The organism is Ligilactobacillus araffinosus DSM 20653, from assembly GCF_001435375.1.
GTDB classification, from domain to species: Bacteria; Bacillota; Bacilli; order Lactobacillales; family Lactobacillaceae; genus Ligilactobacillus; species Ligilactobacillus araffinosus.
This window is the reverse complement of the sequence record NZ_AYYZ01000029.1, coordinates 299,190-312,123: the sequence shown is the minus strand read 5'-3', so window position 1 is coordinate 312,123 and position 12,934 is coordinate 299,190. Positions and strand designations below refer to the sequence as shown.

General features: G+C 35.2%; 11 protein-coding genes and 1 pseudogene. All 12 read right to left on the bottom strand.

Annotation, left to right across the window (positions count from 1 at the left end; all coding sequences use genetic code 11):
• Position 1: 1 nt before the first annotated feature.
• Positions 2 to 406, bottom strand: a complete 405-nt coding sequence (gene tagD, locus FC64_RS06020; RefSeq protein ID WP_057907004.1) for a glycerol-3-phosphate cytidylyltransferase — start codon at positions 404 to 406, stop codon at positions 2 to 4.
• A complete protein-coding gene (locus FC64_RS06015) occupies positions 403 to 1,437 on the bottom strand; it encodes a glycosyltransferase (protein ID WP_057907003.1) in 1,035 nt (344 codons plus the stop codon). The genes tagD and FC64_RS06015 overlap by 4 nt, the downstream gene beginning before the upstream one ends.
• A gap of 14 nt (positions 1,438 to 1,451) precedes the next feature.
• On the bottom strand, positions 1,452 to 2,660 hold the full coding sequence (locus FC64_RS06010) for a glycosyltransferase family protein (protein ID WP_057907002.1): 1,209 nt from the start codon (positions 2,658 to 2,660) through the stop codon (positions 1,452 to 1,454).
• Between the two features lie 2 nt (positions 2,661 to 2,662).
• The gene (locus tag FC64_RS06005; RefSeq protein WP_057907001.1) at positions 2,663 to 3,826 is read right to left on the bottom strand and encodes a glycosyltransferase; all 1,164 of its coding nucleotides are present in this window, start codon (positions 3,824 to 3,826) and stop codon (positions 2,663 to 2,665) included.
• A 20-nt stretch (positions 3,827 to 3,846) separates the two neighbouring features.
• Positions 3,847 to 5,025, bottom strand: coding sequence for a CDP-glycerol glycerophosphotransferase family protein (locus FC64_RS06000; protein WP_235804842.1), 1,179 nt, complete (start codon positions 5,023 to 5,025; stop codon positions 3,847 to 3,849).
• A gap of 21 nt (positions 5,026 to 5,046) precedes the next feature.
• Positions 5,047 to 5,919 carry a YitT family protein gene (locus FC64_RS05995; RefSeq protein WP_057907000.1) on the bottom strand — a complete coding sequence of 291 codons (873 nt, stop codon included), beginning with the start codon at positions 5,917 to 5,919 and terminating at the stop codon, positions 5,047 to 5,049.
• Positions 5,920 to 6,063: 144 nt separating this feature from the next.
• Positions 6,064 to 6,948 (bottom strand): alpha/beta hydrolase, encoded by an 885-nt coding sequence (locus FC64_RS05990; RefSeq protein ID WP_057906999.1) that lies wholly within the window; start codon positions 6,946 to 6,948, stop codon positions 6,064 to 6,066.
• 196 nt (positions 6,949 to 7,144) lie between these two features.
• Positions 7,145 to 7,693: a cysteine hydrolase family protein gene (locus FC64_RS05985; RefSeq protein ID WP_081035650.1), complete on the bottom strand. Its 549-nt coding sequence runs from the start codon at positions 7,691 to 7,693 to the stop codon at positions 7,145 to 7,147.
• Between the two features lie 333 nt (positions 7,694 to 8,026).
• A complete protein-coding gene (locus tag FC64_RS07440) occupies positions 8,027 to 8,197 on the bottom strand; it encodes a hypothetical protein (RefSeq protein WP_202987275.1) in 171 nt (56 codons plus the stop codon).
• A gap of 18 nt (positions 8,198 to 8,215) precedes the next feature.
• A complete protein-coding gene (locus FC64_RS05980; protein ID WP_057906997.1) occupies positions 8,216 to 9,730 on the bottom strand; it encodes a Y-family DNA polymerase in 1,515 nt (504 codons plus the stop codon).
• A 415-nt stretch (positions 9,731 to 10,145) separates the two neighbouring features.
• Positions 10,146 to 11,099 (bottom strand): annotated as a pseudogene (locus FC64_RS07485) (acetate/propionate family kinase).
• Positions 11,100 to 11,305: 206 nt separating this feature from the next.
• A complete protein-coding gene (locus tag FC64_RS05970) occupies positions 11,306 to 12,934 on the bottom strand; it encodes an ATP-binding protein (RefSeq protein ID WP_057906996.1) in 1,629 nt (542 codons plus the stop codon).

The window sequence follows — 12,934 nt, the reverse complement described above, 5'->3', positions numbered from 1 at the left end:
TTTACTTTCCTCTTTTCTCATTTAAATCCGTTTTAATTTGTGTTGTACTGATTTCAGGGGTTCGTGGAAGGTAAACTACTTTGACGCCTTCATCTTTGAGATAGTCAAATTTGCCTTTCCAATCATCACCCATCACAAAGGTATCGATCTTATACTTTTTCATATCAGTCTTTTTTTGCTCCCAGCTTTCCTCTGGAATTACCAGGTCAACGTAACGAATCGCTTCTAAAAGCTGCTTGCGTTTAGCATAATCAAAATATGCTTTTTTATGTTTTGATTTCCAATTAAATTCATCCGTTGAAAGCCCCACAATCAAGTAGTCGCCATATTCCTTAGCTCGCCGCAGTAAATTAACGTGACCATAGTGAAGCAAATCAAATGTTCCGTATGTAATTACCCGTTTCATTTTGTCTTCACTCCATTCTGATCGATGATTTCTTCAGCTTGATGAATCGCATTTTTGATCATCATTCCATTCCGTAATTTTACGGCTAACTTTTGTGCATTGGCTTGGAATTCAAAATATTCATCTGCACTAATATTTTGCAAGGTTTCGTCAAGATTTTCAAGACTTTCAACCGCAATCCCGACATGCTCATCAAGAACAAACTTACTGATTGCCGCCTGATTCCAAACAATGACCGGCATTCCAGAACTCAAATATAAAGATGTTTTATGCGGCGCATTATAGTGCTGGTAATCTGCATAAATCCCGCCATCACCATCAAGCGATGTTCCATCCCAAACCAGTCCGAAATCACCCTTTAAATGTTTTGGAAGTTCTTCAGCCTGATAAAGACCTTCATATGAAATATTGATTGGATATTTAGGGGCCGGGTCCATTCCGAAAAGATACGCATGACTATGCTGCAATTTTAATTTGGTAAGGAAAGAAGACTTTTCAAGATTACCTGCAAAGCAAATTGACTGGTGATATTCATGATTTTCAACCAGTTTTTGCGGATTGTAATAGTCAAAGGCCCCAAGAATTACCATGGGCGTTGTTACTCCGTTTTGACGCATTTTGTCCTTCATTGCCTGACTATGTACAATAAGGCAATCAGCGGCATTAAAAATTGCCACCTCATCCTTAAAGAATTTTTGATCGCCTTTATATTTCCGAATGGCTTCGTAATCGTGAATTACAAAAATTAATTTGGCATTTGTTTGTCGCCGAACCTCTTTAATGATCGCCTTTGTCAAAAAAACTGTATACATTGGATATTGAAAAATAATCTTATCGGCATTTTTATTTTTAAATAAATGCGGTAACTTAAAGATTCGATAACCTAATTTCTGAATTCGTTTAATTGGCAGATCCAAATCCAAAATCTGATAACCAACTTCGCCAAGAAACTGATTAATATCTGCTTTCGCTTTCGGGCCCGCATGTTTATAGCCCTTATAAATATCAGAGGTCAACACGTAGTTTGTCATAAAAATCTTCTTTCCTACTTAACTTTTTTCTTCACCCGTTGGAAAAAGCGCAATCCAAAAATTTTCTTAAAAATCGGCGCTTTGATCATTCGGTAATACAGCCGCCGGGGCAAGCCTGGATTCAATGGTCCAAGCTTATTTTCAATTGTTTGCTGAATTTGAAGTTTATCTTTATCCGTCCACGGTTGGAGATTAAATTCCAGATTTTCGAATTGCTGGGTGCGCTCAACAAACTTTGAATAATAATCGGCTGCCATTGCCTTTAATGCTGCTTGGGACTGTTCAAATTCATCGGTGGTGACCGCATGCTGACTGATTGCGATCATTTTTTCAGCATCTTCAGCCAGACTATGCTTTTCGATCCAATGAACCATCGGTACATCTTTAAAGTTTTCATAGATCACATCATCATCGCCCAAATAGGCTAATACTTGATGGCCTTGGGCAACCGTTTCGGCAATTGAATATCCGAGGGTTTCAAACTTCGACGTTGAAAGGTACGTATAATGCTGTGGAAGCGGCCGATTGATTGAAACCATTGAACGTAAATGATTGCCGTCAATGTAGCTACGATAATCAAATTCATCCGCGCCCATTCCTTGAATGTATAGATGAAAAGCTGTCTTTCCATGCTGCTTCAAATCATTGATCAGTCGTAAGCTGTACATAATGTCCTTTTGCTTTTCAAAGAATCGGCTTTGAACCACAAAATTTGGACTTAATTGATCATCAATCTTGCCCCATTTTAAGTGATCAAGACCGACCATTTGCACGTAGATTCGTTTAAAATTATATCGTTCTTCAAACTCATCCTTGATTGATGGCGTTGCAACCCGGACGCATGATAAATCATTCAATCCCGGAAGATTATCATCAAGAAGCGCTAACGGCGTATGAACCTCGCCGATGATCAACGCTTGCGGATTTGCATGGCGGAAAATTGTACTTAATGGAAAAAGATCTTCCCGCGTAATCCAAATAACATCGTATGGCCCCACTGATTGGCTTTCCTGCTCAAACAGATCTTTGATCAATGCAAATTGCGTCTTTGCTAGTCCATGATGCCGTTTTTTTAATTGATGAATATCCGTGGCATTAAACGGTAAATAATTAAAATAAACCGTTGAAGTATAATGCTGGTTTAAGGTTGTTAATAAATTTAAATTACTTTGCGTTGTTCCGCCGACCGCAAAAATATTATATCCAATAACTGCTGCCCGCATTTTTAATAATCATCCTCCAATTGAGGTTTGCCATAAAGTTTTCGAAGAGCCTTCGTTGAAGTTGAAATCGTATATCCTTTTTCGATCAATTCATTCATTGTGTTATAGCTTTGTTCAAACCGGTTGCTCGTCTCCAAACTTAATGAGTGAAATTCATCTGCCCAACTTTGCGGATTATCAATTGAAAGCGTCGTTACTGCACCCAACGTTTGCACCTCTGCTGGTTGCCGTTGTGAAACGACTGCTTTCGCCCCATTTGCAAGGCTGTGCAATAACGCCAACGATAAGCCGCCCGATTCGGCTGGATAGGCAAAAACATCGAAAATATTTTGAACTTCTTCCGTATTTTCAAGATAGCCGGTAAAAATTACGCGGCCTTCCAGATGTAATTGATAAACCTTTTGCCGTACTTCTTCCAGTTTTGGCCCATCGCCAATCAAAACTAACTTTGCGTTTGGATTGATCTTTTGAAACAGATTGAAGCTGTCAATCAAAAATGATTGATTTTTGACATCAATAAACCGCCCGATATTTCCAATTACAAAGTCATTTTCATTAATGTCATACCGTTTGCGATAATAAATATTCTGTTCTTCGTGATAACGCTGCTTGCGAACCGCAATTCCATCAGGAAGTAACTTAAAGCGCGGACTGCGTTGAATTCGTGACGAGAAGAAAAAGTCCGCTGCCCCTTGCGTAACTGCCAAAAAGTCAGTTCCATAGACTTCCGCCATTCGTCTGCCAACCTTTTGCAACTGCCGACTGGTCAGGTTCATCGTTCCTCCAAGGTTCGAGTATGCGTGCACAATCACCCGCTCAAATCCAAGCCGGCGCGCATAAACGATCGAAACCGGATCACATAGCATATTCAAATAAAGATGAATTACATCACTATTTAACAGGCATTCTTGGTAAACCTGATGAAGTTGGTGATTAAATGCCCGCCGTTTCCGCAAAAAGTGTTTATCCTTAATATCGGTAAAGTAAAATGGAACTTCATAATAGTTTCCAAAATGTTTCAATTCACGTGCTGGACGGTAATTTGCAATATTAATAATATTAAACTCATACCCGTCAGCCAATAAAGCTCGGTAATTCGTTTTAAAAAAGCATGTTAAACCAATATCTTCACTAAAAAAACCCAGAACTGTAATTCGCTTCCGCATTTTGGAGATCTCCTTCTTAATTATTTTTGAATGTATTTCAGTTCATTTTGTAAAACCCGCTCAGTTGCATGACCGTCATTAGCTGTATTCCACAGTTGGTTAAACTGTGTAAAGTCTGTTGCTTCCAATGGTTGCTGGACTTCTTTAATTAATTCCGCCGTGGTTGTTACCATCTTCCCAGGAATCCAGGACTTAAAATCGGCTTGAATTCCAACTTGCTGTGCATACTGATCATAGTCATAACAATAAAATAAAATTTGCTTTGCATTTGGCAGCAAAGAATAATCAAAAATCACCGATGAATAATCGGTAATCAACCGGTCAGCAACCAGCAACAAGTCATTGGTACTAAAATCATCGACCCAAATGACCTTATCTGAATTCAGCTGCTGTTTTAATTGTTTTTCAACCGCTTTAACATGCGGATGCAGTTTAATGATTAATCGTTGGTTACCGGATAATTGATTAACAAATTGTTTAAAATCTTCAGGAAGGTTCATTGTTGGTTTTCCTGTCTTATCTTCTCGGTAAGTTGGTGTATACAAAATTAATTCTTTCCCGATAAGACAAGGATATTGAGTTTTAATTTTTTGAGAAACTTGTATTTGCCAACTTTTATTAAACAATTGATCTGTCCGTGGATACCCTATCACATTCATTCGGGTTTGCGGAACATGATAACTTTGCGCAAATACCTGTGCCATCTTCTTTGATCCGACCAAATATTCATCAAACTGATCGTAAACTTTTTGGAAACGGCGCTTATCTGCTGCTGAACGTTGAGACGTGGTTAATTCTTCCCAGCCAAACGTTTTGATCGCACCATTAGCATGCCAGAGTTGAACGACATGGGTTCGTTGCTGATTAAAAGCACAGCCACTCAAAAACGCATAATAGTTATCACACAATAATAACCGCGCCTGCATTACAATTTGTAATTTATGCAATAAAAAATCAAAACCATCCGCAAATTCAACAGTCTGAATCCCCTTAGCTGCAAGCTTCGCTGCTGCTGTTTGACACTGCGGCAAATATAAAACGGTAAAATTTCTTCCTAACTGCTTTGCTAAATCGGCAAACGCTTTAATTAAATGTTCATTTCCCGCAAAACTCATCAAGTACACAACGTCTTGCGGGTCTTTAACCCGTTTCCACCGTGACATTAAACTAATGAGCCAAATGTAAATTACTTTTTTCAAAATAAACCCTCATTACTAGACTTACGGTTCTGGTTCATAGAAATGTCCAATTGTATGGACATTTTCCGTAATACTTACAAATGCCTGTGGATCAGACTCATTCAAAGCTTCTTGCAAGTCAGGAATTTCGTATCGTGAAATAATCGTAAATAAAATCGTCTTTGCATCATGACGATAAGCCCCTTCGGCATCATGAACAATCGTAATTCCACGCCGTAAGTGACTTTGAATACAATCAACAACGCTGTTCGGCTTCGTTGTCACGATCATAACTTGCATCTTTTGTTGCCGGGTATAAACCGCATCCATAACTTGAGCATTAATAAACAGCCCGATTGCTGAATAAAATGCATATGGCCATCCGTAAATTAACCCGGCGGCTAATACAATAAAGATATTAAAAATAATATTAACCGTTCCAACAGATTTTCCTGTTAATTTCCGGACCGTTAAACTGATAATATCCAATCCACCAGTTGAAATTCCGCTCTTCAATGCATATCCAGTTCCATATCCATTCAGAATAGCACCAAAAATTGCACAAATGATCGGATCCTTTGTTAAAACGGTTGGGTGAAGCAGCCTGATCATTACACTTGAGCACACAACCGCAATGACCGTAAAAATCGTAAAACGATGTCCAATCTGCTTCCATGCCAAGATAATTAACGGCAAGTTCAGCAAGAAAATCCACGTCCCAGTCGTAATCGGAACTGGCGTGTGCTTAAACAATGAATTCAGAAGCTGTGCTAAGCCAGTGATCCCCGATGAATAAATGTGTCCGGGATCCCAGAAAAAATTCATTGCAACTGATACCAATAATCCATAGATCAATGCTGCTGATGCTCGCGATAGGTAAATGTGTTTCTTCCACATTTTTTGTAGCTCATTCATTTTTCTTCTCTGTAACCACTTTTCTAATATTGGTAATTTTTCCTATATTATACATTCAATCTTAATTTTATCAATGATTAAAAGAAACTGTAAAGGATTAAAAAACAATCTTTTCGATTTCACTGAAAAGATTGTTTTTACAAGTTATTTAATATATTTCTTCATAAATTGAATTTCATCCAGCGTTGCTTGTTTTGCTAACGCATTAGTTTGATTGATCATAAAATCATGTTTCAATTGATGGTCTTCATCACCATATACCTTTGCGACATGCGGGTGCTTTTTAGCCATTAAAAATCCAGCAAATTTCATTGAATCATCTCGAAGATAATCGTTATTTGCAGTTGCGATAAATAATGGCGGTATTTGGTCATTAAAATGATTTTCAGTTCCAACCATTGCTTGCTGATGCTGCATAATTTCATCTGTATAATATGCTTTAGTTGAAGTCCACAATTTTTGTGTCAGCATAAAATACGGTGCGCAGTTTAACACACCCGCCCGAAACTTAATTTGAGGTTGTCCGTAGCCAAATAATTTACGATAATTTGGATTTGCCCAAATTGTTAAATATTGCAACGTCATTTGTCCACCAGCACTGTCACCGCAAAGAAAGGCATTATCTAAATCAAATCCATATTCATTAGCATGAGTAATCGTCCAAGTGACAAAGCGATTAATATCGTCCAGTTCTCCAGGAAAAACGACTTGCGGAGCTAGGAGATAACTAGCATTTACCACGGCAAAACCATGCTGAGCCAACTCCATTCCGTAATATTGGTATGTATCTTTGGTTCCATAACACCAATTGCCACCGTGAATCAAAATAATAACTGGTAATTTTCCATCACGTTTTTGCGGACGATAAACATCTAATAAATTCCACTGTTTATCATCACCATACTGCAGATTATCAATCCGCTCAATTCCCTCAAAAACGTGCGGTAGATTTTCATCACGTTGATCATCTTCATCTTGCCAGTCTTCACGTAACTTCATAATTGCTTGAATTTGTTCTTCAGTTGCCATGTTCTCCTCCGAAGTAAATCAAAATTTCCTTTTTGAGAGTTATTATAGCATGTTTAGAATTTTTAAAATGTTCATAATAAGCACAAAATATTTGTTAAGAAGTCTTATTAAATTGCTATCCGCTTTAGTTAAAATAACTTCATACGTTTAAAATTCATTATCCGTATTCTTCTTTACTTTACACTTCAAAATAATTCTATTTAGTTTTCCACCGGTCAATAACCTTATCTAATGCCATGATTTCTGCTTGGTAATTATCATGCATATAGTTTAAATTATCTTGCTTCGTTTCCGACTTTAATGGCTCGGTTGTTTCGGGTGGTACGATTTCATGATAACCGTTAAAAAAGCCGGCAGCTGCTGTATTTAGAACACAAATATCGGTTACAACCCCCGTCAAAATAATATTTTCAACCTTTAATTCACGTAACAGACTGTCTAATCCGGTTTGGAAAAAGGCACAGTAAGTTCTTTTATGTAAAGAAAAATCAGCTTTTTGCGGTGCTAATTCAGGAACGACTTGAGCACCCCAGGTTCCTTTCATACAATGTTCACCCCAAATGTTTAGTTCATAATCATTTGGTAAGTGGGCATCTGAACAGTAAATCACCGGCACATTATGTTCATGCGCCGCCGCAATTAATTTTTGAAATGCCGGGATAATTTTTTGGGCCCGTTCATTTTTAAACTTTCCCGTTACAAAATCATTAACCATGTCAATTATAAGAACTGCATCTTTCATCATTAGCCTTCTCCTTAATTGGTATTTTAAAAATTATTAATTCAAATTCACTTTTATTATATCTTATATCCTATCTTTCAAAGATTGATGACCTTACAAATTGAATAAAAATACAATCAAAGCAATCCCTAACCAAACAATCCACCATTTAAAAAGAAATAGGGTTAAAAATCCTAACCCAATTAAAATTAAACATCCCGAACAACTATCCAATATGCGAATCCCTAAAACAATAATTAGTAATAAAACTAAGATGTGTAACATATTGACCACTTTCTAATTTTTTAATTTTAGATTATACACCGCTAAAGACCTAATTACCATTTCAAACTATTATTAACGATTTTCTTCAAGATGTTTTTTCTTTACCCGTTCAATTTCATCTTCAAACCCGCTTAATGCCGCAAATGGCAAAAAGATCGCCGCCCGTTCCGCCATTGGCATTCGGGGATGTGCCGGTGACTGATAATACGGGATTTTAATAATTTTACGATAATCATACTTCATCAATTGCACCTTCACTTTCTAGGCTAAATGACCGCCAATTTGTTGATTTCGCCGAAGAGTCATTGAATCTTTTTTGATATCCATTGCTTTATAAATTGAGTTTGCTCCAAAACGATCTTTAATTTTTAGAACTGCATTTTGACAATTCATGACTCGCTGCTCATTATCACGTTCTTGGATAATTTTGGAGTTAACTTTTTCTTGAATAAAAAGGTTTGTCTGCTTATATTCTTGAAAATCATACATTGCTTGTTCCTCAACCACTTCCTCAGCTGTAATTGTTATGCGGCGAATAAGATAATGAGGATTAACATAGTCATTAAATAATTTTTGAAGTGCTTGCCGAATAGTTGTATTAGCGTTAGTTGGGCGTGCTAAACTTATTTTTTTACGAATCGACTTCGGCCGTTTACGACCAAACCGGTCAATTTCATATTCGGCAATCTTGGGGATCAATTCAAAAGTTTTTTCATCATAGTGAATGCTCAAATTAAGTTTAGTTGTAAGTTGATGTGTGGCTGCTAATTTTAAAGCAATCTCATCGCTCATTTCACTTAGAATCAACCGACTTTGAGCAAACGTATAAGGCTTCATTAAAAGTTGGCCCACACATAAACAATGATGTTTAGGCTCATATGTTTTAATATCTTTAATTGTTAACGGTTCATATCCCCAGGCATGATCAATTAAAATTTCAGCATTTTTACCAAATGTTTGATATAACAGCTCGGCATTATACTGATCATCCAAACGAGGCGGATTTACGGAACAGGCCGCAATCTCACCCATTGTATGAAGTCCTAATTGTGCTAATTTATGGGCATATCCCTTTCCAATCCGCCAAAAATCCGTTAACGGTTGATGATTCCAAAGTAATTTTCGATACTTCATTCCGGTTAATTCTGCAATTTTAGCTCCGTGTTTGGTCGGCGTCATTTGCTTGGCTAGAATATCCATTGCCACCTTCGCCAAATACAAATTCGTCCCTATTCCGACCGTTGCAGTCAATCCAGTTTCATCATATATATCTTTTATGATTTTTTCAGCCAACGTTTGGGCTGAACAACTATAAGTTTTCAAATATGACGTTACATCAATAAATGCTTCATCAATTGAATAAAGATAAACATCTTCCTGGGAAACATATCGAAGATAAATTCCATAAATTTCCGCACTCAACTGTTCATAATATTTCATCCGCGGGCGAGCAACCAAATAATCTAATCCAATAGTTTGGTTGGATTGAACTTTTTTTCGATTTACTGAGTAACCCTTTAACCGATGTCCAACCATACGGTATTTTCGTTGATAATTAAAATTATCAACCTTCTGTTTAACTTGAAATAATCGTGGCCGGCTGCATATTCCAAAACTTTTAAGCGCAGGCGAAACCGCAAGACAGATCGTCCTATCTGTTCGACTTTCATCCGCAACCACTAAATTAGTGTCTAATGGGTCATATCCACGGGCAATACACTCAACCGAGGCATAAAATGATTTTAAATCAATCGCAATATAAGATCGCCGTTCCATTTTAACCCCCTCGCAAACATATGTTCGATTAACAATTATAATATAGCATATTCATTTAAAAATAAAAACTCTGCTTAATGAATTAATCATTAAACAGAGTTTGCTTACGCTTTAAATGCTGCTCGATAACCTTCAATATAATCAATAATTTCATGAAGTCTACCATGAAATAGTTGATTGAGTTTCTTAAACAAATTCAATGGGAAAAATTTAAAATGGTTAAATTGGTCTTGTTTTCCCTTTTGAAATCCAATTTCATAATCATCACGATCATCTTCAACATTATTCTCATAATGATATTCATAAAGGCTTGAATCTTTGAATCATCTCCAGAAATCAATCGGATTTTACCTCGTACATTATTTCTCTCTTTATCAACTGTTACTCCAAGATATCCAAAATGTTTTAAAATTTGTTAACGAACTTTAATACCATTTTCACCAATTCCAGCAGTAAACGTAATTGCATCGATTCCTTGTAATTCTGCAATATATTGTCCAATATAACGAATGATACTAGTAATATATAGCTCAATGGCTAGTTTTGTTCGTTGGTTACCAGCTGCGGCAGCTTGCTCAACCTCACGCATATCAGCAGATACACCTGAAACACCTTTGAATCCGGATTCTTTATTTAAAAAATAAATCATTTTGTCAATACTTTTAATATCTAATTTTTTCATAATATATGATACAAGAGAAACATCCACATCACCTGAACGAGTTGCCATTTGGGCTCCCGAAAGTGGCGTGAATCCCATTGAAATATCATAAGACTTTCCATTTTTTATAGCACACAATGAGCCAGCACCTAAATGATATGAAATCATTGTTAAATTATTGAGATTCTGCTGTTTTTATTGCAATATACTGATGACTAATCCCATGTGCACCATAACGTCGTACATGATATTTTGAATACCATTCATAAGGAACACTGTATATAAAGTTTTTCTCTGGAATAGTATGATGAAAGCTGCTATCTCAATTGCATTAGGTAATAGACGTTTACAAATTTTAATTTCTTTTAAATTAGCCGGATTATGTATTGGAGCTAATTCTGATAATTTATCAATTTTATTCATTACTTTTTCGGTAACAATTACCGAATGGTCAAAATATTTACCGCCGGCAACGCCCCGATGCCCTACTGCACAGATTTCATCTAGTTTAGAAATAATCCCTAACTTAATTAATTGCTTAAAAATAAAACTCAGCGCAGCAGTATGATCTGAAACTGTTCCTGTAAAGTCTACTTTATATTTAACTTTGATCGATGATTCTTGTTGGCTAATACGTCCAACTAATCCTTGCGCAATGATCGCTTCCCCTCTGTTATCAAAAATTTGAACTTTAAACTCAACTCCCACAATTGATTACTAAAATTTTATTCATAAAAGCTGTTTCAATATGAATTTAAATCGAAGAATTATAATTGCGTTTATAAAAAATTGAAAAATCCGTTTAATTATAATTATGTTTATAAAAATTGGAAATTTTGGATTAATTATAATTGTAATTTTAGAAATTAAAAAGAAGTCAACAATTACTTTGTTTGACTTCTCTTTCTACAATATTACTTATTTAATAGACTCGGTGTATTATTTTTATGTGTTAATTTACTCTTATTTACATCGATCTTAACATCCTGAGTTAAATGAACACTTGTTAAAATTGCTTCTCCTTGTCCCAGGTATTGTAATCCAACATTTTCCTTAGTAAACTCTAACATTGTTTGAATATCTGAATTATGAGACAGACGATGAATAAGAAATGTACCAATTTGACTTAGTAAAATATCTGGAACATCATTAGGACTTTGTGTTGTTAAATTCATAAATATACCATATTTACGCCCTTCACGTGCAATTCTTATCAGAGCTTCTTTTGAAACTTCATTTTTCATATAACGATGTGCTTCATCAAGATAAATTATAAATGATTTTCTCTCTTTAAGTTTTAAAGAATTTGTAAACACTGTATCAATTAAAATTGAAATAAACACTGACATTACATTAATGTTATTGATTTTTGAACAATTAATATACAATGAATTTTTATTTTCATAAAATTCATCCAGTATAGATTGTAAAGATTTATTCTCTTTTTCTTTTCCCGTAAAATTAAAAATTTTTATAAAGTCATTATCGCTTATTAACAAATTTATTTTGTCTATCAGATACATGTTTGGCCCTAATTTGAAACTACTTTGCTTATATATATTGTTATTTCTTTCAGGCTCTACCGATTGTTCTTTAATTTGCTTTCCTAACAGAGAGACGTCAAAATTTTCACATTCATTTTCAAAACCTAGAATTTCATTCTCAACAATAGAAATATTTTTACCAATATACTCATACACCCCTTTTTTCTTTTTCCGATGCTGTATTTTTAATCCTTCTATTGCTTTATTTAAAGTTGCAGGTTGAGAATCATTATTTGTTCCTATCATATCACACCACTGAGTTATTCGAATATGACCATTCTCTACATATAGATCTTCTCCCAATGTATATTTATCAATATTTTTACAAAGATCAAAGCTTCCTGAATATTCACCAGTAGGATCTAAAATAAGATACTTAACACCTTTTTTTAATGATTTATCTATAATTGATAATGCTGACGTAGATTTACCACTATTGGTACTCCCAACAATCATTAAATGTTGTTGATATAAATCATCGACAGCAATTTGAAATTTATCACCATTATGAAAATTACAAAATGAAATACTATTATTTTCTTCTGGCTTTTTTCTGTAAAGTGTAGCATCAATTGCTTTAACAATTTTATTTGAACAAACATAAACCTTCTGCGCTAATTCTGGGACTTTAAAACCATCAAATTCTACTTTAACTTCATCATCAATAATGTTAACTGTGCCAATAATTTGAATTTTACTTGTTGGATAAATAGTCTCATCATCTGCATTTTTTAACGACTGATGTACATTATCACTATCTTTCAATTTAATCTGTTCTATTTTTCCAACTAACGGAAGTGGAAAATTATCAATAATAACATATTCTCCGACTTTACCTGGACACAGATAGTCTCCTAAAAAAATTCTCGACGAAGATGTATTTAGATTTTCAAATTGGATATAAATACTATCAGAAAAAATTTGGGTAACTTTCCCTATATAGTAATTCTCTTTAACATTGCTATCTTCTGAATCTTTAAAAAGCTCATCAATTTTCAT